Annotated in this window: 20 protein-coding genes and 1 pseudogene; 12 read left to right on the top strand and 9 right to left on the bottom strand. The window is 70.2% G+C overall.

All coding sequences use genetic code 11. From position 1 onward, the window contains the following. Positions 1-270: pseudogene (locus Q0654_RS04225) on the bottom strand (glycine C-acetyltransferase); the annotation flags it as partial. A gap of 180 nt (positions 271-450) precedes the next feature. Between Q0654_RS04225 and Q0654_RS04220 the strand changes: the two are divergent. Both Q0654_RS04220 and Q0654_RS04215 read left to right on the top strand, forming a co-directional pair. Next, on the top strand, positions 451-2,289 hold the full coding sequence (locus tag Q0654_RS04220) for an autotransporter assembly complex family protein (RefSeq protein ID WP_298850799.1): 1,839 nt from the start codon (positions 451-453) through the stop codon (positions 2,287-2,289). Next, positions 2,286-6,281 carry a translocation/assembly module TamB domain-containing protein gene (locus Q0654_RS04215; protein WP_298850797.1) on the top strand — a complete coding sequence of 1,332 codons (3,996 nt, stop codon included), beginning with the start codon at positions 2,286-2,288 and terminating at the stop codon, positions 6,279-6,281. Before Q0654_RS04220 ends, Q0654_RS04215 begins: the two co-directional genes overlap by 4 nt. 9 nt (positions 6,282-6,290) lie before the next feature. Here the strand turns inward: Q0654_RS04215 and Q0654_RS04210 are convergent, their stop codons facing one another. Then, a complete protein-coding gene (locus Q0654_RS04210; protein WP_298850795.1) occupies positions 6,291-6,995 on the bottom strand; it encodes a hypothetical protein in 705 nt (234 codons plus the stop codon). Positions 6,996-7,111: 116 nt separating this feature from the next. Further along, positions 7,112-8,572 (bottom strand): choice-of-anchor Q domain-containing protein, encoded by a 1,461-nt coding sequence (locus tag Q0654_RS04205; protein ID WP_298850792.1) that lies wholly within the window; start codon positions 8,570-8,572, stop codon positions 7,112-7,114. 106 nt (positions 8,573-8,678) lie between these two features. On the opposite strand from Q0654_RS04205, the gene Q0654_RS04200 reads away from it, so the two are divergent. From Q0654_RS04200 to Q0654_RS04190, 3 genes are all read left to right on the top strand, one after another. Then, complete coding sequence (locus tag Q0654_RS04200; protein WP_298850789.1) at positions 8,679-9,650, top strand: YafY family protein; 972 nt, start codon at positions 8,679-8,681, stop codon at positions 9,648-9,650. 1 nt (position 9,651) lies between these two features. Next, positions 9,652-10,599 carry a patatin-like phospholipase family protein gene (locus Q0654_RS04195; protein ID WP_298850786.1) on the top strand — a complete coding sequence of 316 codons (948 nt, stop codon included), beginning with the start codon at positions 9,652-9,654 and terminating at the stop codon, positions 10,597-10,599. Between the two features lie 121 nt (positions 10,600-10,720). Further along, on the top strand, positions 10,721-10,996 hold the full coding sequence (locus tag Q0654_RS04190; RefSeq protein ID WP_298850784.1) for a hypothetical protein: 276 nt from the start codon (positions 10,721-10,723) through the stop codon (positions 10,994-10,996). A gap of 124 nt (positions 10,997-11,120) precedes the next feature. Here Q0654_RS04190 and Q0654_RS04185 read toward each other — a convergent pair whose 3' ends face one another. The 3 genes from Q0654_RS04185 to Q0654_RS04175 form a co-directional block, all read right to left on the bottom strand. Then, positions 11,121-12,053: a DUF4097 family beta strand repeat-containing protein gene (locus Q0654_RS04185; protein WP_298850782.1), complete on the bottom strand. Its 933-nt coding sequence runs from the start codon at positions 12,051-12,053 to the stop codon at positions 11,121-11,123. Between the two features lie 71 nt (positions 12,054-12,124). Beyond that, on the bottom strand, positions 12,125-12,706 hold the full coding sequence (locus Q0654_RS04180) for a hypothetical protein (RefSeq protein WP_298850780.1): 582 nt from the start codon (positions 12,704-12,706) through the stop codon (positions 12,125-12,127). Beyond that, positions 12,703-13,290, bottom strand: coding sequence for an RNA polymerase sigma factor (locus Q0654_RS04175; RefSeq protein ID WP_298850778.1), 588 nt, complete (start codon positions 13,288-13,290; stop codon positions 12,703-12,705). The genes Q0654_RS04180 and Q0654_RS04175 overlap by 4 nt, the downstream gene beginning before the upstream one ends. 314 nt (positions 13,291-13,604) lie before the next feature. On the opposite strand from Q0654_RS04175, the gene gcvT reads away from it, so the two are divergent. Beyond that, positions 13,605-14,690 carry a glycine cleavage system aminomethyltransferase GcvT gene (gene gcvT / locus Q0654_RS04170; protein ID WP_298850776.1) on the top strand — a complete coding sequence of 362 codons (1,086 nt, stop codon included), beginning with the start codon at positions 13,605-13,607 and terminating at the stop codon, positions 14,688-14,690. Between the two features lie 90 nt (positions 14,691-14,780). Continuing rightward, positions 14,781-15,167: a glycine cleavage system protein GcvH gene (gene gcvH / locus Q0654_RS04165; protein WP_298850774.1), complete on the top strand. Its 387-nt coding sequence runs from the start codon at positions 14,781-14,783 to the stop codon at positions 15,165-15,167. A gap of 756 nt (positions 15,168-15,923) precedes the next feature. Here the strand turns inward: gcvH and Q0654_RS04160 are convergent. After that, a complete protein-coding gene (locus tag Q0654_RS04160) occupies positions 15,924-16,058 on the bottom strand; it encodes a hypothetical protein (RefSeq protein ID WP_298850772.1) in 135 nt (44 codons plus the stop codon). A gap of 61 nt (positions 16,059-16,119) precedes the next feature. Between Q0654_RS04160 and Q0654_RS04155 the strand changes: the two genes are divergently transcribed. After that, a complete protein-coding gene (locus Q0654_RS04155; RefSeq protein ID WP_298850771.1) occupies positions 16,120-16,638 on the top strand; it encodes a histone H1-like repetitive region-containing protein in 519 nt (172 codons plus the stop codon). Positions 16,639-16,869: 231 nt separating this feature from the next. Here the strand turns inward: Q0654_RS04155 and Q0654_RS04150 are convergent, their stop codons facing one another. Further along, entirely contained in the window at positions 16,870-18,102 is a 1,233-nt protein-coding gene (locus tag Q0654_RS04150; protein WP_298850767.1) for a serine hydrolase domain-containing protein, read from the bottom strand. A gap of 134 nt (positions 18,103-18,236) precedes the next feature. Here Q0654_RS04150 and Q0654_RS04145 point away from each other — a divergent pair, with 134 nt between their 5' ends. Then, positions 18,237-18,842 (top strand): LemA family protein, encoded by a 606-nt coding sequence (locus tag Q0654_RS04145; RefSeq protein WP_298850765.1) that lies wholly within the window; start codon positions 18,237-18,239, stop codon positions 18,840-18,842. Between the two features lie 22 nt (positions 18,843-18,864). Next, a complete protein-coding gene (locus Q0654_RS04140; protein ID WP_298850763.1) occupies positions 18,865-20,793 on the top strand; it encodes a M48 family metallopeptidase in 1,929 nt (642 codons plus the stop codon). Between the two features lie 209 nt (positions 20,794-21,002). Here Q0654_RS04140 and Q0654_RS04135 read toward each other — a convergent pair whose 3' ends face one another. After that, on the bottom strand, positions 21,003-22,580 hold the full coding sequence (locus Q0654_RS04135; protein ID WP_298850761.1) for a choline dehydrogenase: 1,578 nt from the start codon (positions 22,578-22,580) through the stop codon (positions 21,003-21,005). Between the two features lie 203 nt (positions 22,581-22,783). Between Q0654_RS04135 and Q0654_RS04130 the strand changes: the two genes are divergently transcribed. Both Q0654_RS04130 and Q0654_RS04125 read left to right on the top strand, forming a co-directional pair. Further along, the gene (locus Q0654_RS04130) at positions 22,784-24,115 is read left to right on the top strand and encodes an MFS transporter (protein ID WP_298850758.1); all 1,332 of its coding nucleotides are present in this window, start codon (positions 22,784-22,786) and stop codon (positions 24,113-24,115) included. Positions 24,116-24,425: 310 nt separating this feature from the next. Then, a complete protein-coding gene (locus Q0654_RS04125; RefSeq protein ID WP_298850756.1) occupies positions 24,426-26,489 on the top strand; it encodes a S46 family peptidase in 2,064 nt (687 codons plus the stop codon). The last annotated feature ends 424 nt before the right edge of the window (positions 26,490-26,913 follow it).

Here is a 26,913-nt window from a genome sequence, read left to right as displayed (position 1 = left end):
CAGCTGCTTGTGCAGGTCCTGGGTGCCGCAGATGAAGCGCACGCTGGCCATGCCGTGGCCGTGGGTGTCGAGCGCGTGCTTGGCGGCTTCGATCACGCCGGCGTCGTCGGCCAGGCCGAGATAGTTGTTGGCGCAGAAGTTCAGCACCCGGCGGCCGTCGGCCAGCTCGATCTCGGCCGACTGCGGGGAGACGATGATGCGTTCGGACTTGAACAGTCCGGCCGCGCGGATCTCGTCGAGTTCGGAGGCAAGGCGCTGGTTCAGGCTCATGGGCGGGGTTCTGGGGGCGGCGCAGGGCGCGGGGCCGCCATTGTCCGCGAGCCGGGCGTGCATCCCAAGTGCTTGCGCTTGCGCTGGGCCGCTGCCTCGCCTGCCTGAATGCGGATTTGACTTGCGCGCGGCCCGGACTGGTTATCCTGCCGGCCTGTCGCCACCGGAGTCCCCGGCCCTTTGGCTCGTTCCAGTCTTCCCCTGCTGCTGCTCTGCCTGCCGCTGTGGGCAGTCGCCGTGGATGCGCCCGCACAGGGCGCACGAAGACCTGCAGCCGCGACAGCGGAGCAGCCGGCCGCCGCTGCCGAGCTGCGCCGCGAGCGTCAGCCGGTTCGACTTGCCAGCGTGCGCGTGCGCGGTTTGAGCGCCAGCCAGGCCGACAACGTGCGTGCCCAGGTGGGCCTGTTCCAGCTCGACGAGGCCGACCGCGAGGACGTCGGCCGCGGCCGCATGGCGCTGCTGCTGCGGCGGGCGCCGGCCGAGGTGCGGCGTGCGCTGGAGCCCTTCGGCTACTACGCCGTCGATGTCGATGTGCAGGTCGACGAGACCAGCGCAGGCCTTGTGGTCAGCCTGAACGTGCAGCGCGGCCCGCCGGTGCGGGTGCGTGCGCTCGACGTGCAGGTGGAGGGCGAGGCCGGCACCGACCCGCGCGTGGTCGCTGCCATCGAAGGTTTCCGCCCGCGCCTGGGCGACCTGATGAACCACGGACGCTACGAGGGCGGCAAGGCGGCCATTGCCCGCGAGCTGGCGGCGCGCGGCTACTTCGATGCGCGGCTTGCGGAGAACCGCGTCGAAGTCACCCGCGCCGACAGTCGCGCCGAGATCCGCCTGCGCTGGGAAAGTGGCGCCCGCTACCGCTTCGGCACGCTGGCGATCGACGGCAGCCATCTCGATCCGGGCCTGGTCGAGCGCTGGGTCGATGTCGAGCCGGGTCAGCCCTTCGACCAGGATGCCCTGCTCAAGCTGCACCAGCGGCTGGGCGATCTCGACTATTTCGGCTTCATCGACATCCGCCCCGAACCCGAGCCCGACACCCTCGATGTGCCGGTACAGGTCGAGTTGGCGCCGGCCAGGCGCAACATCTACACCGCCGGCGTGAGCTTCGGCACCGACTCCGGGGCCGGTCTCAAGCTCGGCCTGGACCGGCGCTGGGTCAACACCCGCGGCCACAAGTTCAGCTCCAGCCTGGATCTCGCCCAGCGCCGCAGCGCGCTCAACACGCTGTACCGCATCCCCGCCTTCGCGCCGATCCACGGCTGGTACCAGCTCGGCGCCAGCTACCGTGAGGACGAGAGCGAACTGGTCGACAGCGAAATCGCGGAGCTCTCGGCCGCGCGCATCGGCCGCATCGGCGACTGGAGCCTGGCCCTGGGTCTGCACGCTCTGCGCGAACGCTATGCCATCGGCGTCGAGCGCAACCTCGAGACCAGCGGAATCTCGACCCTCGTCTACCCGGCCCTGCGCGCGCGCTGGCAGCGCTACAACGATCCCAACTACTCGACGCGTGGCTTCAGCTTCACCGGCGAGTTGAAGCAGGGGCTGAGCGCCCTGGGTTCGGACGCCGACTTCACCCAGCTGCTGCTGGAAACCCGCTACATCCGCGGCTTCGGCGAGCGCAACCGGGTGCTGCTGCGCGGCCAGCTGGGGCGCACCTTCTCCAGCGACTTCCTGCGCCTGCCGTCCTCGCTGCGCTTCTTCGCCGGCGGCGACCGCAGCGTGCGCGGCTACGGCTACCAGGAGATCAGCCCGCTGGGCGCGAGCGGCAATCCGATCGGCGGGCGCAACCTTGTGGTGGCGAACCTCGAATACGAACGCATGTTCACCGAGACCTGGGGCGCGGCCGTCTTCATGGACGCCGGCAGCGCCTTCAACGATGGTCGCGTCGACGCGCGGCGTGGCGCCGGCCTCGGCCTGCGCTGGCGCTCGCCGGTGGGCCAGGTGGCGCTGGATCTGGCGCGTGGGCTCGATGACCCGCGCGAATCGCTGCAGATCCACCTCAGCCTGGGGCCGGAGCTGTGAGCCGGGCGCGGCGCTGGCTGCTGTGGGCGGCGCTGGCGCTGGGCGGGCTGGTGCTCGCGCTGGTGCTGCTGGGCGTCTGGCTGCTCGCCAGCGAGTCGGGCGCGCGCTTTGCGCTCGCACGCACCCAGGCCCTGCTGCCGGCCGGCAGCCTGGAATGGCGCGCCCAGCGCGGCAGCCTTGCGCAGGGGCTGGAGTTCGAGGGCCTGCGCTATGCGCAGGACGGCCTGAGCATCGATGTCGATCGACTGCGCGTGCGCGCCGTTCTTGGTCAGGCGCTGGCCGCCCGGCTGCGCGTCGAGCGGCTGGAGGCCGAGGGCATCCGCGTCCTGCTGCCGTCCGATCAAGCGGAGACAGAGCCGGCGCCGACCTTCGAGATCCGCCTGCCGGAGTCGCTGCCCAGCCTGGTGCTGCCGCTCGATATCGAGATCGCGTCCGCCGCGCTGAGCGCGCTGCGCATCGAGCGCGCCTCCGAGCCCGCGACCGATGCGGGCAGTGCGCCTGGGCCAGAGTCGGCGCCCGCGGCGGACCCCGCTCTTTTGTTCGAAGCCGAACGCATCGCCGTATCGGCCCTGCAGCTGCAGGGCGGTCAGCTGCGTCTGGGCGAACTGCAATTGGACTCGCCGCTGCTGCAGCTGCGCGCGCAGGGCGAGGTCGACAGCCTGCGCGACTGGCAGAGCGACCTGCAGTTGGCCGGTGAATGGCGCGCCGGCCTGGAGGCGCCGCAGGCCTTCGAGGCCGGCATCGAGGGCGCGCTGCAGGCGCTGCGCCTGCAGCTGCGCCTGCCGGATGCGCCGGACGTCGCGCTCGATGCCGACCTGCGCGAGGGCCTGCCGAATCCGCAGTGGCGTCTGGATCTGCGCGTTCCCGCCGCACCGCCAGCCCTGCGTGCGCTGTGGCCTGTCGGACTTGCCGATCTGCAGCTGCAGGGCGAGGGCGCGCTGGACCGCGCCGAACTCGCGGGTGGCTTCAGCGTCGACGGTCGCGCCTACGTGCTCGATGCCGCCACGCTGCGCGCCGAGGCCTCGACCCTGCACATCGACGCCCTGCGCCTGCAGCAGGGCGATGGTCGCGCCGAACTGCAGGGCTGGCTGCAGCTGCCGCCGACGGAGCTGCCGGCGAGCTTCGAGGCGAGGCTCGAATTCACGCGTTTCGACCTGCCGCTTTCCGAAGCGCCGCCGCTGCGATTGGACGGCGGGCTGAGTGGACAGGGTGCCTTCGACGATGCCGAGCTCGACCTGGCCGTGGAGCTCGCCCGCGGTGAGCTGGCCGGCGCGCTGCGCGGCGGCCTGCGCCTGCGCGGCGAGCAGGCCCTGCTGCAGGCGCTTGAGCTGCGCACCGACGACGGTCGCCTGCGCGCGGACGGCGAGCTCGACTGGTCCGATGGCCTGCGCTGGAAGATCGAAGCCGAACTGGCCGAGCTCGATGCCGGCCTGCTGGCGCCGGACTGGCCCAGCCGCCTGTCGGCGCGCCTTGCCAGCGCGGGCACCGAGTCGGCGGCGCTGCGCGAGGGCGAGCTCAGGCTCGATGCGCTCGCTGGCGAACTGCGCGGTCGCAGCCTGGGGGGGCGCATCGCAGCGCGCTGGAGCGGCGCACCGTCCGCTGCCGATGCCGCCCTGCCGGTCGCCGCCGGTGAGGCCGAGCTCGACCTGCGCTGGGGCGAGAGCGCACTGCGCGGCAACGCCACGCTGGGAGAGCGCCTGAGCGCGCAGCTCGACCTGCAGCCCCTGCAGCTGGACGGTCTCGCCGAGGGCCTGGCTGGCGCGCTCAGCGGTCGGCTGCAGCTGTCGGGTACGCCGCAGGCCCCGCGCCTCGGCATCGATCTCAGTGCGGCTGAGCTCGCCGCCGCAGGTGCGGAGCTCGGCGAGGTTCGTCTGCAGGGCGAAGCTGGCCTGCAGCCCGAGGCGCCGCTGCAGCTGCAGCTGGACTCCGCGCGGACCCGCCTCGACGGTCGCGAGCTCGGCGCACTCGCCCTGCAGCTGCGCGGCGAAGTCGGCGCGCATGCGCTGGCACTGCGCCAGCAGGTCGATGGCGGCGGCCTCAGTCTCGAGTTCTCCGGCGGCTGGCGCGAGGACGAGCAGCGCTGGCTGGGTCGTCTGCAGCAATTCGAATGGCGCGCGCCGGATCGTCGTGGCAGCGGCGGCGACTGGAGCCTGGCCGAGGCGGTGGCGATCGAGCTCGGCGCGCGGCGGATCCGCGTCGACGATTTCTGCCTGGAAGGGCGGCAGCGCGGCTGGCAGCGTTCAATGGCGGGCACCGGCGACACGGCTGCGTCGGATGCGTCGGCAGCAGATCAGGCCAGCGCTGCACCTGTCGGCACTGGCGGTGGCAACGGCCGGGCATTGGGCAGCCTGTGTCTGTCCGCCGAGGGTTCCAGCGCCGAGGATCTGCGCGCGCGCCTGCAGCTGGACCAGGTGCCGCTGGCCTTGCCGATGGGCCTGGTCATCGAACGTGTGGGGTCGAGCCGTCCGCGCTGGCAGGGCGAGTTGGACGGCGCACTGGAGCTGAGCTCGAACGCGAGCGGCTGGCGCATCGACGGCCGCGTCGGCTCGCCGCAGGGCGAGCTGCGCATGGGCCAGGGCGAGGGCCGCGCGCTGCTGTCGTGGAGCGCGCTGGAGCTCGCGGTCGAGGGCGATCCGGCCGAGCTGCGGCTGCAGGTCGGCGCGCGCTTCGGCGATGAGGGTCGGCTGCAGGGCGAATTGCGGGCGCTGGAGGTCGGCGCGGAGAACGCGCGCCTTGAGGGCCAGCTCTCGCTGCTGCTGGACCAGCTCGGCGTGCTGGAACTGCTCAGCGAGGAAGCGGTGATCGCCCCGGTCGGCCGGCTCAGCGCTGAGCTCACCATAGACGGCCCGCTGGCGGCGCCCGCGCTGCAGGGCGGGGCCCGGCTCAGCGGCTTCGCTGCCGAGCTGCCGGCGCTGGGCATCCGCCCCAGCGAGGGGCGCGTCGAGCTGCGGCTGGATGGGGCCAGTGCGGCGGATCTGGAGTTCGCCTTCCGTTCCGAAGGTGAACTGCGCGGGCGCGGCCGGCTCGACTGGTCGGACGCGGCCGAGCAGCCGCTGCGGATCGAGATCGAGGGCAGCGAGGTGCTGCTCTCGGACACCGCGCAGGTGCGCCTGGTGGCTTCACCGGAACTGCAGCTGGAGCAGCGCGGCGAGCTGCTGCGTCTGCGCGGGCGCGTGCAGGTGCCGCGCGCCGAAGTGCGGCTTGACCGCTTCGAGGGCAGCCAGCAGGTCAGCAGCGACGTGGTGGTGCTGGACCCGGCCCAGCCCGAGCGCGCGGTGGCCGCCGCGCAGCGCATCGATGCCGACGTGCGGCTCGCGCTCGGCGAAGACGTCGAGCTCGAAGGCTTTGGCCTGAACGGTCGGGTCAGCGGCGAGCTGCGCGTGCGCGACCGCCCCGGCCGCACCACGAATGCCAGCGGCAGCCTCAACGTCAGCGGTCGCTACAAGGCCTACGGCCAGGACCTCGACATCACCCGCGGCCGGCTGTCCTTCGCGCAGTCGCCGCTGGACAACCCCGGGCTCGACATCCGCGCCGAACGACGCATCGACGAGGTCACGGTCGGCATCCGCGTGACCGGCACGGCGGCGGCGCCGGTGCTCGGGCTGTGGTCGCAGCCCAGCCTCGACCAGGCCGACGTGCTCAGCTACCTGATGCTCGGCCGGCCGGTGCGCGCGGTGCGCAGCGGTGAGGGCCAGCAGCTGAATGCCGCCGCTGCGGCGCTGGGCGCGGGCGGCAACTTCATCGCCGAGCGCCTGGGCGCACGTCTGGGCTTCGACCAGGCCAGCGTCGAGGACTCCGCTGCGCTCGGCGGCTCGGCGCTGATGCTCGGCAAGTTCCTGTCGCCGCGCCTGTACGTGGCCTATGGCGTCGCTCTATTCGGCGACGGCCAGGTGTTCAGCATCAAGTACCTGCTGACCGAGCAGTGGGACCTGCAGGTCGAGGCCAGCCAGCGCGAAACCCGCGGCTCGGTGAACTACCGCCTGGAGCGTTGAGGCCGCAGTTCAGCGGAAGGTGCCGGCCTGTCCGCGCCGGCAGATCCGTCGCTCGTCATCGATGAGCTTGCGGCGCTCTTCATCGCTGATGTCGGAGACCATCTTGCGGCGCAGATCGGCGCAAGTGGCGCCGCCGCCGCCGCCGAGACCGACCAGGCTCAGCACCCTCTGCGCGCGATCGGAGGGGCTCAGCTCCTCGCGCACATGGAAGCCGTCGACGAAGGCCTCGCCGCGACCCGGCAGCACCTGCGAGGGCCGGTCCAGCGGACCGCGTTCGTACTGCGCAGCGGGCGCGCCCTCGCGCACGAAGGCGCCGATCTGCGCGGACAGCGGCCGCGCCGGTCGGGGCGGTGGCGGCGCGTCGAGTGCTGGCGCTTCCTCGACCTCAAGCAGGGGCTGCGGACTGCGTGCGGGCGTCACTGCCGCCGAGCGCACCCGCGAGTCGGCAGGGCGCACGGGCGCCACCGGCATCGGTGGAATCGTCGACACCGCCGGTGTGCGCACGATCCATTCGATCTGCAGCGCTTCTTCTGCCGCAGGCGGCAGGCTCTGGCGATCGCCCGCCAGCAGCCACAGCAGCATCAAGGCATGCACGCCCAGGGTGAGCGCGCCGGCGCCGATCGGCCGCTGCAGCCAGTCCGGCAGCGGCCGCTGCAGACGCGAGCGGGGCGGTGGGTTCGGCGCACGATGCAGGGCGTCGGCGAGGCGGGGCATGCGGCGGCCGGATGTGAAGGAGCGCGCATGCTGGTGATCCGCGCATTAAAGGCGGGTTAGGGATCCGGCAAGCCGTCGTTATCCGCAGCCGCGCTGCAGCGCCTTCGAGCAAGGGATCAGGGCGCGGCCTCGAATCCGTTGCGGAAGATCTCCGGCGAGCCCGGGTGCTCGTAGGCGCCGACGTCGCACTGCGGGTCGCCGTCGCCGTTGCCGTCGATGGGGCGCTCGTTGGCGCGCGCGTCTTCGGCGGGGCAGCTCGCCAGGCTGTCGATCACGCCGCTGCTCGGGCCGAACACCAGCACCGGCATCAGGCCGCCGCTGGTATCCAGGCTGCCCAACTGGTTGCTGGCGATGGGCTGGCTGCCGCTCGCCGTCAGCGCGCCGCAGCTGGCGGATTCGGCGAACAGGTTGCCGTTGAGGAGTCCGCCGCCCACCACGGACGCGCCGCTGAAGTCGCAGCTCGACGCGCTGCCGCCGGCGCTGGCGTCGGTCGCCGCCAGCACGGAGCCGGTGAAGCGATCGATCACCAGTGCGCCGGTGGCTGCCAGGTGGCCGCCGCCGGGCGCGCGATTGCGCTGCAGGCTGAGGTTGCGCGCATCCAGCGAGAAGCCGCCGACCTCGATCGCACCGCCGCGCACGCTGGCGATGTTGCGCTCGAAGGTCAGGTTCTCCAGGCCCAGTGCGGGCGGGAAGGGCTGCGCCACCAGCGAGAGGATCGACAGCGCGCCGCCGCTGCGGGCGTTGTTGCCGCCGAAGTAGCCCTGCTCGATGCGGATCACGCACTGCGGACAGCTGCCCGCGACCGCACCGCCGATCGCCGCCTGCACGCCATCGACGCTGTTGTCGATGAAGCGGTTGCCCTTGAGGAAGGCATTGCCGAATTCGGGCACGCTCAGGGCGAGGGCGCCGCCGGCGCTCAGGCTGCCGGCATTGCCGAGCGCGGCATTGCGCTCGAAGCGGCTGTCGCGGATGTCGACCGAGGCGGCCTGGGTGGCGATCGCGCCGCCGCCGGCGCTGGGGCCCATGGCGAGGTTGTCGACGAAGACGCTGGCGACTACTTCCAGGCTCGCGACCTGCGGCTGGAACACCGCGCCGCCGACGATCTCGCCCGCGCTGCCCTCGGCGGTACAGGCCTCGAAGCGGACCCGCTCGATGCGCAGGCTGGCCTGCGCGCTGGCGTGGCCGAGCACGCAGCCGCCGCGCGTGGCCTTGCCGCGGCGCAGGTGCAGGTCGATCAGCTCCAGGCTCTGGTTGCCGGCACCGGTCTCGAACATCCGGTGGAAGGTCTGGCCATCGATGCGGAAGCCCGGGCTGTTGGTGGCGCTGACGCTGAGCGCCGAGGTCGTGATCACCGGCAGGGCGGAGGCGAGGCTCAGGGTGACATTGCTGCCCGGCAGCTGGATCACGATGCTGTGCGGCCCCGGCGCCGCATTGGCGAGGCCGATCGCCTCGCGCAGGCTGCCTTCACCGCTGTCTTCGGCCGAGTCGACGATGAAGGTGGCGGCGGGTGCCGTCTGGGCGAGACCCAGGCCCAGGACGATCGCGGCGAGGAGTCGGGGCGTGGAGGCGATGCGCATGCTTGTTCCGGCTCGTGACGAAGTGCGGGGCGCGCAGCATACCGAGGCCGCGGGCGGGGTGCGCGCTGCATCGCCGCAGCGGGCCGCTGCGGCACAATAGCCGCCCATGGACCGCCACGAACGCACCCTCACCCTCCACCGCATCCTCAAGGTCGCGCGCTATCCGGTATCGGCGCAGCGCCTGATGGACGAGCTGCAGTGCTCGCGCGCCACCCTCTACCGCGACATCGCCTTCCTGCGCGACAGCCTCGGCGCGCCGATCGAGTCCAGCGAAGATCCTTCGGGCTTCCGCTACGCCGACGACGAGGGCGAGCGCTTCGAGCTGCCGGGGCTGTGGCTCACCTCCGATGAACTGCACGCCCTGCTGGCGGCACAGCAGCTGCTGGAGCGCACCGGTGCCGGCGTGCTCAGCGAGGCGATCGAGCCGCTGCGCGGGCGCATCGACGCGCTGCTGGCGGAACAGAGCGGCGGCAAGCGCTGGCCGCTGCAGCGGGTGCGGGTGGTCGGTCACGGCACCCGCCCGCTGGACCAGCAGAGCTTCCGCGCGGTTGCCAGCGCTGTGCTCGAGCGCAGGCGCCTGAGCTTCGACTACCGCGCACGCTCGACCGACACGCCGACCCGCCGGCAGGTGTCGCCGCAGCGGCTGACGCACTACCGCAACCACTGGTACCTCGATGCCTTCGACCACGAGCGCGAAGGTCTGCGCAGCTTCGCGCTCGATCGCATCCGCGCACCGCGGGTGCAGGACGAGACCGCCATCGACATGGCCGAGGCCGAGCTCGACCAGCAGCTCTCGTCCAGCTACGGCATTTTCTCCGGCACGCCCAAGGCGGTGGCGACGATCCGCTTCTCGCCGCATGCCGCGCGCTGGGTCGCCGAGGAGCACTGGCACTCCAAGCAGGAGGGCCGTTTCCTGGAGGACGGCAGCTACGAGCTGAAGCTGCCCTACAGCAATCCCAAGGAGCTGCTGATGGACATCCTCAAGTACGGCCCCGATGCCGAAGTGATGGCGCCGCCGCCGCTGCGCCAGGAAGCGCGCATCCTGCTGAAGCTGGCGGCGGCCGCCTATGGCGACTGAGGTGGCGAAGCCGGCCCGGCGCAGGCGCGTCTCGCTGGTGCTGGGCGCCGGCGGCGCGCGCGGGCTCGGCCATATCGGTGCGGTCGAAGTGCTGCTGGAGCGCGGCTACGAGATCGTCGGCATCGTCGGCTCTTCGATGGGCGCCCTGGTCGGCGGCATCCATGCCGCCGGGCGTCTCGCCGAGTACAAGGAATGGGCCTGCGCGCTGGAGCGCTCGAACGTGCTGCGCCTGCTCGACTTCACCTTCGGCATTCCCGGCCTGATCCGCGGCGAGCGGGTGATTGGCGCGCTGCGCGATCTGGTCGGCGAGCATGCGATCGAGTCCCTGCCGATTCCCTACACGGCGGTGGCCACCGACCTGCAGACCCAGCGCGAGGTCTGGCTGCACCGGGGCCCGCTGTTCGACGCCATCCGCGCGTCGATTGCGATCCCGATGGTGTTCACGCCACATCGCATCGACGGCCGCGATTTGGTGGACGGCGGCCTGCTGGCGCCGGTGCCGATCGCCGCCACCCGGCTGATGCGCGCCGACCTGGTCATCGCGATCGACGTCAACGGGCCGCCGGCCGCTCGGCTGCCGCGCGCGACGGTCGCGACCAAGGACCCCGCGCCCGACCCTCAGGCCGAAGCCGATCTCGGCTACCGCGCGCGGATCGCCAATTTCATCGAAGGCCTGAGCGCCAGCTTCAGCGATGCGCGCAAGCCCGAGGCCGAGGTCAGCCACGCGCAGCCCGGCCTGGTTGATCTGATGGGGCGCGCGCTCGACACCATGCAGGCACAGATCGCGCGCATGCAGCTGGCGCTGGATCCGCCGGATCTGCTGATCCGCATGCCGCGCGACCGCTGCGCCTTCTACGAGTTCTGGCGCGCCGCCGAGCTGATCGAGCTGGGCCGGCAGTGCACCGTCAACGCCATCGAGGCCTTCGAGGCCGGGCAGCGCGAGCGCTGAGTTCCGGCGGGTGCCGTCCGTCGGCGAACACGAAGCGTCCGCGAGCAGGGGCGCCGTGGGTTCTCAGCTGCTGAGATCGACCGCGGCGAGGCTGCCTGACACCCACCGTCCGGAGTCCGCCATGTCCCTGCTGCGTGATCGCACCCTGCTGCCCACCGCGCTTGCGGCCCTGCCTCTGGAGCGCCGCAGGGTTCAGGCCCCGTCGGCGCTCTGCGATCTGCTCGCGCCCTTCCTCTATTTCTGGCTGTGCTGCGGCGCGATCGGTCTGGCCCTGTTTCCTGGCCTGCGCGGCGCCGATCCACTGATCGGCTGGTGGCCGTTCTGGCTGCTGCTGTGGCCGGCGAGCTCGATGCTGCTGCTGCAGCTGTGTCAACGCAGTCGCGCCGTCCGCCGCTGAACCAAGGCTAGGCAGAGGAATACAGCGTGGCCGCGCGCCATCATGGGCGTGACCCCGGATCAAGGCCCCAATGGACTTGATCCGAGTCGCCCGCGACGCGCGGGCCTCGCAGTCCGCGGGTGTATCAGCGATCGCCCTGCAGGCTGATGTCGAGCGCGCCGGAAAAAGTCTCCAGCTGGATGCGCGCGCTGCCGTCGCCGAGTCGCGCATCCAGGCTGGAGCCCGGCCCGAACTCCGGCCGCTCGACTTCGCCGACCGGGCTGCGGATGCGGCCGCTGAAGCTCTCCGCTTCGATGCGCGCCGAGGTCTCGGCGGGCAGCTCCAGCCGCAGCGCGCCGCTCAGGGTCTCGATGCGCAGGCTGCCGTCCGCGCTTGGCCCGCCGAGCACCCGCACCCGGCCGGACACGGTTTCGGCGCGCAGCTCGCGGATCGGCTGCGAGAGGCGCACATCGACCGCACCGGACACCGCTTCGGCGCGCAGCGTCTGGGCGCCGCGGGCGTCGATCTCGATGGCGCCGCTGACCGACTCCAGGCTGATCTCCGGCGCCGCGCTGTCGATGCGCTGGCCACCGCTCACGGTTTCGAGGTCGAGGCGCTGCGGCGTGCTCTCGCGCAGTTCGATCGATCCGCTGACCGAGGACGCCTTGATCCGCTCGCCGCTGACGCCGCGGATCTCGATCTCCGCACTGACCGACTCCACGTCGAGCGAGACGCCGCGCGGCAGTTCGACCTCCAGATGGGTATCGCCACCGCGCGAGGCGCCCCAGCCCCAGCCGGAACTGCTGGGGTATTCCACTTCGATGCGCAGGCTGCGCGGATCGTCGCCCAGCGGCTTGAGCTTCGCGTCCGCGCCCAGTTCACCGCGCAGGCGCAGGGTGTCGCCGTCGCCACCGACGATGCGGATGCTGCCCTTGACGTTGCTGACGGCGACGCGGGCGTCGGCCGCCAGGGTGCGGGTTTCGTCGAGTGCGGTCTGCGCCTGCGCCAGCGGCAGGCTGCCCAGCAGCGGCACCAGCAGCAGGGCGCGCAGCGGCAGGTGATGAAGGGATCGGTTCATGGCGTCGGGTTCTCCAGAGGTGAGGGGGTAGCTGCGCGCGGTGGTTGCGCGCGCGACGTGCTGGGGTCGGCTCATGCCGTGGCTTCGAGGCTGCGCCGCAGCAGCTGCAGGCGACGCTCGTGCACGCGGCGCAGCTGGTCGAGCAGCTGCGCTTGGTCGGGGCTGTGCAGAAGCGCGTCATGGATGCGGCGGCCCTCGATGTCCAGCGCCTGCAGGCCGGCGGCGTAGGCCGCGGGCAGCGGTGCGCCTTCGAACTGGGCGAAGGCGGCGGCGTATTCGCGTTCCAGCCCCTCGGCCTCGCGCAGCAGCAGGGTGTCGAGCGGATGGGCCTGCGCCAGCGAGGCTTCGGGCTCGGGCTGCAGCGGCCGCAGCGGTGCCGCCAGCACCACCAGCATCAGCAGGCAGGCGACCGCCAACAGCGACTGCAGGCGGGTGCGCCGCCGCGCACGGCCGCGGCGCGCGGCGTCGGCGATGGCGGCGAGCGGCGCGCTGCCGATGTGTGGCAACGATGCACGCGGCTCCAGGCGCGCGGCGATCGCCGGCCACAGATCGGGGGTGAACGCGGGCTGCGGTGCGGTGCCCTGCAGGCGCGCGCGCCAGGCGCGATCGGCGTCGTCGAGGCGATCGGCATTCTCGGTCGGTGAGGCATTCATGCGTGTTCTCCCAGCGCCCGCCGAAGCTGCTGGCGGGCGCGATGCAGATGGGCCTTGCAGCTGCCCGCGGCGATCGAAAGGGCGGCGCCGATCTCCTCGTGGGTGAGCCCTTCGATGTCGTGCAGCAGCAGCACGGCGCGCGCGCGCGGCGGCAGCTTGAGGATGGCGGCCTGCAGATCGAGCCGGTGTTCCTGGGTCTGGCGCGGTGCCGCCTGCAGCTCGAGCAGGGCGTCGTCGGTCTCCAGGTCCTCGGCTTCGCGGCGAGCGCGCAGGTCCATCAGCGCGGTGTTCACCGCCAGCCGGTGCAGCCAGGCGCCGACCGGCGCTTCGAAGCGGAACTCCGGCAGCGCCTTCCAGGCGCGCACGAAGGCGTCCTGGGTCAGCTCCTCGGCGCGTGCATCGACGCCGCCGACCAGCCGCCAGATCGCCGCGTACAGGCGCCGATGCTCGGCGCGGTACAGGGCCTCGAAGGCGCCGACGTCTCCGGCCGCCGCCCGGCGCGCCAGCGGTGCAAGCGCGTCACCCGCCACGCCCGCGCTCGCATTGGTGTCCGCGGCGGCCGGGTTCGGATCGGATGCGGACACGGACGTGATCGCAGGCAGTGGCAGGGAGGTGCTGAGCATACGTGCCCGGATGCCCTACGGCGCCGAAGGGTTTACCTGCACGTACGAAGCTCGATAATGCGCGGCCGCTTCCACCTGTTCCCAGGAGCCTGTCGGGCTTTGGAGGTCGAGGCGAAAGTTCGGCTGCATGAGGACAGGTTTCCGGCGATTTGCAGGCCCATGGCAGCGCCATGGGTCAAGAATCGGCGGAAGAATGGACCGCGCAGACGGATTTGCAGCCCGGCCATCCAAAGTCCGACAGACTCCTTGAATCCAACCCCGCACCGGAGCCACCGATGAGCCAGCAGACCGTGTTGAACGCCCGCCACCGTGAACTCGGCGCCCGCATGGTCGACTTCGGCGGCTGGGACATGCCGATCGCCTACGGCTCGCAGATCGAGGAGCACCACCAGGTGCGCCGCGACGCCGGCATGTTCGACGTCTCGCACATGACCGTGGTCGACCTGCACGGTGCCCACGTGCGCGCGTTCCTGCGCCAGCTGCTGGCCAATTCGGTCGACAAGCTGAAGAAGCCGGGCAAGGCCCTGTACTCCTGCATGCTCAACGAGCGCGGCGGCGTGGTCGACGACCTCATCGTCTATTTCCTCGCCGAGGACTTCTTCCGCCTGGTGGTCAATGCCGCCACCCGCGACAAGGACATGGCGTGGATCACCGCCAAGGCGGCGCCGTTCGGTATCGAGGTGCGCGAGCGCCCGGAGCTGGCGATGATCGCGGTGCAGGGCCCGCAGGCGCGCGAGCGCGTGCTGGGTCTGTTGAGCGCGGAAGGTCGCGCGGCGCTCGAACCGGTCGGCAAGTTCGCCGCCGCCGAGGCTGATGGCCTGTTCATCGCCCGCACCGGCTACACCGGCGAAGACGGCTTCGAGATCATCGTGCCGGAAGGCGAGGCAGTGGCGCTGTGGAATCGCCTGCTGGAGGTCGGCGTGAAGCCCTGCGGGCTCGGCGCGCGCGACACCCTGCGTCTCGAAGCCGGCATGAATCTCTATGGCCAGGACATGGACGAGGACACCACGCCCTGGGAAGCCGCGCTGGCCTGGACCATTGCCCTCGACGAAGGCCGCGACTTCATCGGCCGCGCCGCGCTGGAAGCGCAGAAGGCCGCCGGCGCGCCGCGCCAGCTGATCGGTCTTGTCCTCGACGAGAAGGGCGTGCTGCGCCACGGCCAGACCGTGCGCACCGCCAACGGCGACGGCGAGATTCTCTCGGGCACCTTCTCGCCGACGCTGGGCAAGGCGATCGCGTTCGCCCGCGTTCCGTCCGGCGAACCCGGCGCCATCGCGGTCGACATCCGCGGTCGCGACGTGCCGGTGCGCCAGGTGACGCCGCCCTTCGTGCGCGAAGGCAAGCCGCGCGAGGGCATCTGAAGCAACGGACTCCACTGCTAAACTCGCGCCGCCCGCGACGCCGCAGCGCATCGCCCCCACACCGAACCACGCCTGCCAAGGAGCAGACCCATGAGCGAGATTCCCGGCGACCTGAAGTTCCTGAAGTCCCACGAGTGGGCGCGACTGGAGGACGACGGTCGCATCACCGTCGGCATCTCCGACCATGCGCAGGCTGCGCTGGGTGATCTGGTCTATGTCGAGCTGCCCGGCGTCGGCGACGAGGTCGAGGCCGGCAAGGGCGTGGCGGTGGTCGAGTCGGTCAAGGCGGCCAGTGATGTCTATGCGCCGGTGTCCGGCACCGTGGTCGCGATCAACGAAGAGCTGGCCGACGCACCCGAGACCATCAACGGCGACGCCTACGGCAAGGGCTGGCTGTTCGTGCTGCAGCCCACCGATATCGCCGAGCTGGGCGAGCTGCTGGGGCCGGACGAGTACGAAGAGCTGATCCAGGAGTGATGGTCCATCGCTCCGCGCCAGCGGAGACGGGATCGACGAACGGGGCGCACTGCGCCCCGTTCGCTTTTGTGGAGCCAGTGCTTGATCGGAGCTGTGGCCCGCGGCGATCAATGCTGTTGTTCGGAGACACATGGGTGGCCGTGCCCTCGGCGGCGAAAGCGGGCGGCTGCGGGTGGCGGGATGCATCGAGCCCGCGTCCATGGAGCGCAGGTGCGGCGCGCTCGATCTCGCTCCGGCATGTCCTTGCGCGTGCATCGAAGTGGAGCTCGAAGCGCAGGTCGATGCGCGCGAACCGCGCGCAAGTCTGCGCACTTTTGCGCAAACAGGGCATCGCCACGCGTCTGCGGGATGAATCGAAGCCATGCGTTCGCCACACGTCCGAGGCGTCTGGCTTGCTGCGCATGCGCTCGCGCGATTTCGCCAGCGTCGTTCCCGCAAATCGAGTAATGCCAAGCCTTCCCGCGTTTGGTTCTGGTACTTAGCGAAGCGGAAGAGGTGGCCTCGGGGCGCCCGACGAGGCCTCCTGAGAGCCCGCAAAGCCGCCTGTGCGAACGCTTTCAGCGCGTTCGATGCGCGCACTCTGTTGACACTGCGAAAAGCGCTGATTAGCTTTCGCGCAGCGTGTCAAGAACAGAACACATGGCATCGAACATAGCGAGCCATCGAAACGGCATCCGGCAGAGCGTGCTCTGCAATTCCCTGCAAAGGGAGGTGTCGCGTTCTCTTCGGAAAACACGCTCGCCCGGAACGTCACCGTCATCGGTGCGTCGCCGGATCCGCGGTCCGAACCCGGGCCGCATCACGCAGCTCGCGGCGGCTGCCGCAGCTCTCGCCTTTTGTTTCCGGCGTGGTGGCTTCGATGTCGCCGCGCGTGATCGGCTGGGCGCCCATGGAGTGGGTCCAGACGCGGAACCGGACGCGGTGTCCGGGAGTGGAGTGGTGGCGGAACCGGATGTCCGCGCCGCAGGACGCGTGTTTTGAAGTGTTGCGATCAACCCTGACGAGGAACCCGACGATGGCTATCAAGAAACCTGCTGCGAAGAAGGCCGCTCCGGCCAAGAAGGCTGCCGCCAAGAAGGCTGCGGCTCCCGCCAAGAAGGCTGCTGCGAAGAAGGCGGCTGCACCGGCCAAGAAGGCCGCTGCCAAGAAGGCTGCGCCGGCCAAGAAGGCTGTTGCCAAGAAGGCCGCTCCGGCCAAGAAGGCAGCAGTGAAGAAGGCTCCGGCCAAGAAGGTCGCCGCCAAGAAGGCCGCGCCGGTCAAGAAGGCCGCGGTGAAGAAGGCTCCGGCCAAGAAGGTTGCCGCCAAGAAGGCAGCGCCGGCCAAGAAGGTCGCCGCCAAGAAGGCTGCACCGGCCAAGAAGGCCCCTGCCAAGAAGGCCGCTCCGGCCAAGAAGCCGGCCGCCAAGAAGCCGGCTGCAAAGAAGAAGCCTGCTGCTCCGCTCGTGCCGCCGCCGGCTGCACCTGCTGCCTGAAGTCGCGAGCCTCGTGCTCGCCGGTGAGGCGGCGTTCGCCGCCGCCCTCACGGCAGAACATCAACCCCGGTGCGTCCTGCGCGCCGGGGTTTCTTCTGCGGTGTCGGATCGCGGCGCGTCGCCTTCGCCTCGCCGTCCGACCGTGCAAAGCCACGCCATCCGACTGCTGGGCGCTGACTCAGCGAGCGAGCGGAATGCCAGCATGGCCAGAGCTGGAGGTGCGCGAGCGCTTCAGCGACGGCGCCGGCGCGGCTGTTTGTCGAGCTCCATCCAGTCCTTGCGCGGCAGGCCGAGGAAGCTGTCCAGCGCGGTGGGCAGCAGGCCGCTCTGCAGGCGGCATTCGCAGTTGACCAGGATGGCGATGCCGAACCCGTGCTCGGGCAGGAAGCCGATCAGGCCGCGGTAGCCCTGCACCGCACCGCCGTGGAAGACCAGGGTCTCGTCGGCGTAGTCGAAGACGCGCCAGCCGAGTCCATAGTGCGCGGCGCGCAGCCGTTCGCGCCGCCACGGGACCGAGCGCAGTTCGCTGGGAGTGGCCACGCGCGCCTTCTGGATCTCCTCCAGCAGCGCCGGCGAGAGCACCTCGGGCTGCCGCCCCATCTGCGCCATCAGCCACTGCGACATGTCGCGCGCGCTGGCGTTGACGCCGGCCGCCGGCGGTACGCGGTAGTAGTTCTCCTTCGGACGCAGGGCGACGAAGCGTCCACCGGCCATCACGTGCGGGCGCGCCCAGCTCGGGCTGCCTTCGAGTCCTTCGCGGCCGTAGGTGGCGCCGTACATGCCGAGCGGATGGAAGATCTTCTTCTCGACCAGGTGGGTGAAGAAGTCGCCGGTCACCGCGAAGGCGAGATCGCCGATCAGGCTGAAGGCGATGTTCTGGTAAGCGTAGCAGCGCCCGTCCGGGCACAGCATCGGTGCTTCACCCAGCCGCTGCGCGAGCAGTGGATAGGGCTGGTCGTCCTCCAGCTCGCGATCGAAGGTGTGGAAGCCGAGGCCGACCGTGTGGCTCAACAGGTCGGCGGCAGTGGTGCCCATCGCGGTGTCGGCGCGCGCCAGCGCGAAGGCGGGCAGGTGGTCGGCGACGCGGGTATCCCAGCTCAGTGCGCCCTCTTCGACCAGCAGCGCCGCAAGCGTGCCGGCAAAGGCCTTGGAGAGCGAAGCCAGTCGAAAGGCCGTGTCGGCCTCCACCGTTTCGCTGCGCCCCGCCTGGGTGTGGCCGAAGCCGCGCTCCAGCAGGACGCGATCACCGTGGACAACGCTCACCGCCATGCCGACCACGCCGTACTCGCGCACCAGTCGCTCGGCCAGCCGCTCGATGTCGCGGGCGGTGTCCTCGGCGCGGGTCGCCTGGGCGGTGATCTCGACCGTGGGCTGGCGCACCGGCGCACTGCTCACTTCGGCGGACACCAGCGGCGACAGGCTGGCGAAGGCGAGACCCAGGCCGAGGGCGAGTCGCGATGTCACATGGGGCTTGCGGCGGGGTCGAGTCGGCACGGCGGGTCCAGGCTGGCGCGGCGGTCAAAGCACACGCATTCTAGCCCGCGCGCCCGGCCGCACACCCGCGACCCGGATCCCGTGTTCACGTCCAAGGAGAAGCCATGTCCATCGCGTTCCTGTTCCTGCTGGTGGTGTTCGGCGTCGGCATTGCACTGCTGCTGTGGGCGGTCGGCATCTACAACGGCCTCGTCACCCGCCGCAACGGCTACCGCAACGCCTTCGCCCAGATCGATGTGCAGCTGACCCGTCGTCACGACCTGATACCGAACCTGGTCGAAACGGTGAAGGCCTATATGCAGCACGAGCGCGACACGCTGGAGGCGGTGATCCGCGCGCGCAACAGTGCGATCGGCGGCTTGAACGCAGCCAAGGGCAATCCCGGCGATCCGGCAGCGATGCAGCAGCTGGCCCAGGCCGAAGGCGCGCTCGGTGGCGCGCTGGGTCGCCTGTTCGCGCTGTCCGAGGCCTATCCCGAACTGAAGTCCAGCGCCAACATGGCGCAGCTGACCGAAGAGCTGGCCTCGACCGAGAACCGCGTCGCCTTCGCCCGCCAGGCCTTCAACGATGCGGTGATGGCCTACAACAACCAGCGCGAGGTTTTTCCCGCCAACATCCTCGCCGGCACCTTCAACTTCCAGCAGGCGGCGTTGCTCGGCATCGGCGAGGAGGAGGCGCACAAGCGCGAGGTGCCGAAGGTGCAGTTCTGAGGCATCGAACGAGCGCACGCCCATGAACTTCTTCGAACGCCAGGCCCAGGCCCGCAGCCAGTCGAAGCGGCTTCTGCTGCTGTTCATCGGCGCCGTGTTGGCCATTGTCACGGCGGTCTGCGGCGGCATCTTCCTGCTTCTGCTGATGGGTGCCGATGCCCGCGAGTTGGAGCGGATGGGCGGCGCGCTGGGCGTGCTGCGCGAGTTCAGCGGCCTGCTGCTGTTTACCGCCGCGGTCACCGCCCTGGTGATCGCGGCGGCCTCGCTGTATCGCATCGCCAGCCTGCGCGGTGGCGGTGCGACGGTGGCGCGGGCGATGGGCGGACGGGAGATCTCGGAGGACACCCGCGACCCCGAGCTGCGCCGCCTGCGCAACGTGGTCGAGGAGATCGCGATCGCGTCTTCGCTGCCGGTGCCGGCGATCTTCGTGCTGGAGGACGAGCCCGGCATCAACGCCTTCGCCGCCGGCTATGCGCCCGGCGACGCGGCGGTGGCGGTCAGCCGCGGCGCGCTGATGCACTTGAACCGCGACGAGCTGCAGGGCGTGATCGCGCATGAGTTCAGTCATGTATTGAACGGCGACATGCGGCTCAACATCCGCCTGATGGGCGTGCTGTTCGGCGTGTTGGCGCTGGGCGTGATCGGCGGCCGCGTGCTGGAGCTCACCCGCGGCAGCCGCAGCCGCGACGCCGGTCCGATTGTCGCCGTTGGCCTGGTGCTGATGATCGTCGGCTATGTCGGCCTGTTCTTCGGCCGTCTCATCAAGGCCGCGGTGTCGCGTCAGCGCGAGTTCCTGGCCGACGCCTCGGCCGTGCAGTTCACCCGCCAGACGCACGGCATCGCCGGCGCCCTGAAGAAGATCGGCGGCCTGCCCGCAGGCTCGAAACTGGCCTCGGCCGAGACCGAGGAGGTTGCGCACATGCTGTTCGGCGAGGGCATGGGCTTCGCCGGCCTGTTCGCGACGCACCCGCCGCTGCACGAGCGCATCAAGGCGCTGGAGCCGGGCTTCAACCCGGCCGAGCTGAAGCGCCTGCAGACGCAGTGGCTGGCGAATCCGCCGAGCGGCATGGACGAGGACGTCGCGCTCGGACTGGCCCAGCGCCAGCGCGGCGAGCTGCCGGCGCGCGAGGCGGCGATCGGGCTGCAGGGCGAGCGCGTGGTCGAACAGATCGGCGCGCCCGACGCGCAGGACTTCCTGCGTGCCGGTGATCTGCGCGCGGCGATTCCGCCGGCCATCGAGCTGGCCCTGCAGCAGCCCGAGCGGGCTCAGGCCCTGCTGCTCGGCCTGCTGCTGGATCGCGAGGAGCGCCTGCGCGCGCAGCAGCTGCATGCGGTGCGCGAGCTGCTCGGCGCCGGCGCGGCCGAGGAAGTGCAGGTCGAGTCAGCCCTGCTGATCGGCCTGCACCCGGCGCTGCGTCTGCCGGTGCTGCTGCTGGCGCTGGGCACGGTGCGTCATCTTGGTCGGGTCGGCCAGCAGCGCCTGGTGGATGCCGCCGACGCGCTGATCCACGCCGACGGCGAGCTGGAGCTGTTCGAATACGTCACCGGCCTGCTGCTGACCCGGCAGATCGAGGACAGCATCGATCCGCGCGCGCGTGCCCGCCAGCGCCTGATCAAGCTGAGTGAGGCCGGCGATGCTGCAGCCGACCTGCTGGCGGTGCTGGCCTGGTACGGTCACGACAGCGAAGCCGATGCGCGGCGCGCCTATCTGTCGGCCCTGCACGCGGCGCTGCCGCAGCTGGCGCGGCCCTACACGCCCCCGCAGGACTGGCAGCACCGCCTCGACCAGGCCCTGCCCACGCTCAATCGCGTCGACCCGCCGGGCAAGCGCCTGCTGATCGAAGCCCTGGTCGTCGCCATCACCCACGACCAGCGCGTCAGCCTCGAAGAAGCCGAGCTGCTGCGCGCGGTGTGCGCGTATCTCAGGTGCCCGCTGCCGCCGGTGGCCTGATTAAGAGCCGGGATTGGGGATTCGGGATTCGGGATTCGCTTTGGAGCTGGGATTCGGGATAAGGGATTCGGGATCCGCAAGAGCGCGCAGATCTGGGACTGAGGCAATAGGCGAAGGCCGCGTCGACAGGATTCGAGGAAGCACGCGATGGTCCTGGCTCTTCAACGAATCCCGAATCCCCAATCCCGAATCCCAACGCGCGGCGACCTTCAGCGCGCAGCGATGAAGGCCGCCGCGCGTTCCGCAATCATCACCGTAGGCGCATTGGTATTGCCGCCCACCAGCGTCGGCATCACCGAGGCGTCGACCACGCGCAGGGCGTCGACGCCGCGCACGCGCAGTTCGGAGTCGACGACGGCGGCCTCGTCCTCGCCCATCCGGCAGGTGCCGACCGGGTGGTAGATGGTCTCGGCCTTGCGGCGGATGAAGTCGATGATGCCGGCCTCGTCCTGCACTGAGTCTCCGGGCAGCAGCTCGTGACTGCGGTGCGGCTTGAAGGCCGGCTGGGCGAGGATCTCGCGCGAGAGCCTGACGCACTCGACCATCACCTTGAGGTCGAAGCCTTCGGCGTCGCTCAAGTAGTTCGCGTGGATGCGGATCTTGTCGTTCGGATCGGCCGAGGCGAGTTCGAGATGGCCGCGGCTCTTCGGCCGCAGGAAGCAGGCATGCACCGTGTAGCCGCTGCCCTTGAGCCGGTTGCGTCCGTGGTCGTCGAGCATCGCCGGCACGAAGTGGAACTGGATGTCGGGCCGCGCGTCCTCGGCCAGCCGCGAGCGCAGGAAGCCACCGGCCTCGGCGACATTGCTGGTGCCCGGCCCCTTGCGGAACAGGTAGTACTGCCAGGCCACCGCGATGTCCGAGAGCGTGTCGTAGCTCAGGTCATTGCTGGCCTGGGTGAGCGTGCAGATGTCGAGGTGGTCCTGCAGGTTGGCGCCCACGCCGGGCGCGTCCACGCGCACCTCGATGCCGTGCCGGCGCAGCTGCGCGGCCGGGCCGATGCCCGAGAGCATCAGCAGCTGCGGCGAGTTGAGCGCGCCGCCGCAGAGGATCACCTCGCGCTGCGCGCGCGCCTCGCGCGGGCTTGCGCCCTGCAGGTAGCGCAGGCCGACCGCGCGGCGGCCCTCGAAGATCAGGCCCTGTGCCTGCGCACCGGTGACGATCGTGAGGTTCGGTCGGTCGCGCACCGGATTCAGATAGGCCACGGCGGTCGAGCAGCGCGCGCCCTTCTTCTGGGTGACCTGGTAGTAGCCGAAGCCGTCCTGTTGCGCGCCGTTGAAGTCATCGGTGCGCGCGTGGCCCGCTTGCAGCGCGGCCTCGATGAAGACCTCCGACAGCGGATTGGTGTGGATGTGGTCGCTGACGCTGAGCGGGCCTTCAGCGCCGTGGAAGGCGCTGGCGCCGCGCGAATTGCCTTCAGCCTTGCGGAAGGCGGGCAGGGCGTTCTGCCAGTTCCAGCCGCGCGCGCCCTGCTGCTCCCATGCGTCATAGTCGCGCGCATCGCCGCGGGTGTAGCACATGGCGTTGATCGAGCTGGAGCCGCCCAGCACGCGCCCGCGCGGCCACCACAGGCGACGGCCGCCGAGCTGGGCCTCGGGCTCGGTGCTGTAGTCCCAGTTGGCGTTCTTCTTGCCCACCAGCTTGGCGATGCCGGCCGGCATGTGGATGAAGGGGTGCCAGTCGCGCGGGCCGGCCTCGATCAGCAGCACCTTGCAGTCGCGATCGGCGGAAAGACGGTTCGCCAGCACGCAGCCCGCGGAGCCGGCGCCGACGATGATGTAGTCGTACATGGGGAAGCCTGATGTTGCGCTGCAGCGAGGCGCGGCGCGGGTTTGCGGGGTTTTTGAAGACTGCCCGGACCCTAGACCCCATGCCTAGAGCAAAGACTCGATCCGCGCCGCGGAAGCCGTCCAGCGCGACCAAGGTCGCAGGCCTCACCCCGGATGCAGTATGGTCCGCGCGCTGCAGCACTGGTCCGCCCATCGAGAGCCCTTTGAACCCCTACGCGCCCACTTCCAAGGCAGCACAGTCCGCCCGCGACGACGCCGGCGCCAGCCTTGGCAAGCTCGCCGGCCTGCGCGGGGCGCTGCGCGACTTCCCGCCGCTGATCTGGGCCGCGCTGTATTTCTTCTTCCTGCTGACCGGCTACTACATCCTGCGGCCGGTGCGCGACGCGATGGGCAGCACCCAGAACCTGCAGCTGCTGTTCACCGGCACTTTCATCTGCACGCTGCTGCTGCAGCCCGTTTACGGCGCCATCGTCAGCCGCTACGCGCGACGCGTGTTCCTGCCGCTGGTCTATTTGTTCCTGATCGCTTGTCTGATCGGCTTCTGGTGGATATTCAACCGCGAGTACGCGTGGAAGAACACGGTGTTCTTCATCTGGGTGACGGTGTTCAACCTGTTCGCCGTCAGCGTGTTCTGGAGCTACATGGCGGACGTGTTCCGCAATATCGAGGCGCGTCGGCTATACGGCTACATCGGCGTCGGCGGCACGGCAGGTGCGATCTCGGGTCCGAGTATCACTGCCGCTCTGGTCGGCAGCGTCGGCGTATCGAATCTGCTGCTGATCTCGGCTGTGCTCATCAGCCTCTGCGTCCTGTGCATCCTGCGGCTGGCGCCTTATGCACGCCGGCGCGAGATCGAGGACGGCACGCGTTCCGGCGAGGAGGCCATGGGCGGCTCGATACTCGCCGGTCTGCGCCTTGTCTGGGAGCGGCCCGTGCTGCGCGCAATGGCGGCATTGATGTTTTTCGGCGTAGGCGTCGGCACCCTGCTGTACAACGAACAGGCCGCCATCGCCCGCACCCTGTTCAGCACGGACGCCGAGCGTACCGCCTTCTATTCGCGCCTCGACCTTGCGATCAACCTGATCACCGTACTGGTGCAGGTGTTCCTGACCCGTTTCCTGCTTGTGCGCTACGGCATCGGTCCGCTGCTGCTGATTCCCGCCGGCGCGATCTTTCTCGGCTACTGCCTGCTGGCCGCAAGTCCGCTGCCGCTGTTCGTGGCGATCGTGCAGGTGGCGACCCGCGCGGGTGAGTTCTCGCTGGCCAAGCCCGCGCGCGAGACGGTCTACACACGCGTCGACCGCGAGTCGCGCTACAAGGGCAAGGCCGTCATCGACACGGCGATCTACCGCGCCGGCGACCTTGTCTTCGTTTGGCTGCACAAAGGGCTGGCCATGCTCGGCTCAACAGCCGTGTTCCTCACCGGCGCCGCCTTGGCGGCGGGCCTCGGCCTCGCAGCCTGGTCCCTGATCCGCCTGCAGAAGCAGGCCCTGCCCGAAGAGCAGGCCGCGCAGCGCGTCGCTGAGTCCCGCTGAGCCGGGCTGCTGGCCCGGAATGAGCGCATCTCAGCCCGCGTCGCCGTGAAAGTGTTCTTCGAGCGCCCGGAGTTGGTGCGTCTACGCTCCTTGTAGGAGCCTGCTTGCAGGCGAACGCAGCCTGCGCTTCGAACCAGTCCTGCGGGTCGCGAGCAAGCTCGCTCCTACAAAAAGCCTGCGCACGCGGGGGCGATGACGGATCTCGGTCGAGTGTGTGTTCCTCGCGACGGCGGGCGGAATCTTCCGGCACATCCGCGGCTTCACCGCCGGCCTACAATCGCGGGCTCACCCACACCGTTGCGGAGCCCCCATGCGCCTTATCGCCGCCAGCATCGCGCTCGCGATCGCCTCGCCCTCCTTTGCCGCCGAAGGCATGTGGACCCTCGACAACCTGCCGAAGGCGCAGATGCAGGCCGAGTTCGGCTTCACCCCGACCGATGCCTGGGTGCAGAAGGTGATGCGCTCCTCGGTGCGCCTCGCCGGCGGCTGCTCGGGCAGCTTCATCTCCGGCGATGGCCTGGTGCTGACCAACCACCACTGCATCGTCGGCTGCATCGGCGATCTGTCCAGCGCCGACGAAGACCTGATGCGCGATGGCTTTCTGGCCAAGAGCCGCGCCGACGAGCGCCAGTGCCCCAACTTCGAGATCAATCGGCTGGAGTCGATCAGCGACGTCAGCGGCCGCATCAGCGAAGCGACCAAGGGACTGTCCGGCGAGGCCTTCGCCAACGCCAAGCGCGCCGCGCAGTCGGCGATCGAGTCCGAGTGCGCCGGCGAAGACCGCAACCGCGTGCGCTGCGATGTGGTCGACCTCTACCAGGGCGGCGTGCAGCACCTCTATCGCTACACCCGCTTCCAGGACGTGCGCCTGGCCTTCGCGCCGGAGTTCGCGGCCGGCTTCTTCGGCGGCGACCCCGACAACTTCAACTTCCCGCGCTACAACCTCGACATGGGCCTGCTGCGCGTCTATGAAGACGGCAAGCCGGTCGAGCTGGAGGACTTCTTCCCGCTGAATCCCGAGGGTGCCGCTGAAGGCGAGCTGGTGATGATCACCGGTCATCCGGGCTCGACCCAGCGCCTGCTGACCGTGTCCCAGTTGGAGGCCCTGCGCGACAAGTCGCTGATCGACCGCCTGCTGAGCCTCGCCGAGATGCGCGGCCTGCTGCTGCAGTTCGGTGCGCTGGGCGAAGAGCAGGCCCGGCAGGCGCAGAACGACCTGTTCGGCGTCGAGAACAGTTTCAAGGCCCTGCGCGGCCGCCAGACCACGCTCAACGATCCGGCGGTGTTCGAGGCCAAGCGCAAGGATGAGGAATCGCTGAAGGCCTTCGTCGCCGCCGACCCGAAGCTGAGCGAGGAGATCGGCGACCCGTGGTCGGCGATCGCCGAGGCCACCCGGATCTCGCGCGAGATCGAGACCGCCTACAACATGCTGGAAGGTGCGGGCGGCTTCCGTACCGGCTACTTCGGCCTGGCCCGCACCCTGGTGCGCGGCGCCGATGAGCGTGCCAAGCCGAACGCCGAGCGCCTGCGCGAGTTCGGCGAGGCGGGCCTGCCGCGCGTCGAGCAGGGCCTGTTCGCCGAGCGTCCGCTCTACCCCGACTTCGAGATCGTCAAGCTCGGCTGGAGCCTGTCCAAGCTGCGCGAGGAGCTCGGCGCCGATCACCCGGTCGTGCGTCAGGTGCTGGGCAAGGACAGCCCGCAGCAGCTGGCCGAGCGGGTGATCCGCGGCACGAAGCTTGGCGATGTCGCCGTGCGCCGCGCCCTGTGGGAAGGCGGGGTGGACGCCATCGCCAAGTCGGACGACCCGATGATCGCGCTGGCGCGTGCCGTCGACCCCGCCGCCCGCGAGCTGCGCGCGCGCTACGAGCGCGAGGTGCAGGCGGTGACCCAGCAGGCTGCCGAAAAGATCGCCCGCGCCCGCTTTGCCCAGCTCGGCACGGGCGTCTATCCGGATGCGACCTTCAGCCTGCGCCTCTCCTATGGCGCCGTGCAGGGCTGGGAGTGGGCCGGCGAGACCGTGCCGGCGATGACGCAGATCCGCGGCCTGTACGAGCGCGCCACCGGCTCCGACCCCTACAAGCTGGCGCCAAGCTGGGAGTCCTCGCGCGAGAAGCTCAATCTTGATCTGCCGATGAACTTCGTCAGCACCAACGACATCATCGGCGGCAACTCCGGCAGCCCGGTGATCAATGCCAAGGCCGAGGTGGTGGGCCTGGTGTTCGACGGCAACATCCACAGCCTCGGCGGTGCCTTCTGGTACGACGCCCGCATCAACCGTTCGGTGAGCGTGCACAGCGCGGTGATGATCGAGGCGCTGCGCAAGGTGTACGACGCGGATCACCTGGCGGACGAGATTCTTGAGGGCCGGGAATAGGGAATCGGGAATGGGGAATCGACCCAGTGTTGGTTCCCCGGGGCCTTGTTGAAACGGAAGCCGTGGTAGCAAAGCGGCAGCTGTCGTATCGCCGACGCGCAACCGGGGCGAGGGTGGAGCTCATGGTGGGCCAGGGCCCACCCTATGAGCATCCCCCGCTTTCCGCTTTCCGCTTTCCGCTTTCCGCTCTTGCTCAGGCTTCTGCGAGCAGGAGCCCGCGCTCTTCACGGGGCCCCTGGGGAGCGGCGAGACTCGGCCGATCAGCCCGCAGGGGCGCCGGCAGGGAGGCCGGCGATGTTCGTGACAGTGCAGGGATGCACTGTCCACGAACACCAGCCGAGACTCGCGGACCCTCTGCGCAGGGATGCGCAGAGGGCGCGGACGAGGGGTGGCCTTTCTTTGGCCTACCTTTCTTTGGCCACGC

This window comes from uncultured Aquimonas sp. (assembly GCF_937888285.1).
Lineage (GTDB): Bacteria > Pseudomonadota > Gammaproteobacteria > Xanthomonadales > Xanthomonadaceae > Aquimonas.
The sequence above is the reverse complement of the archived record's forward strand: the minus strand, read 5'-3'. Positions and strand labels throughout refer to the sequence as shown.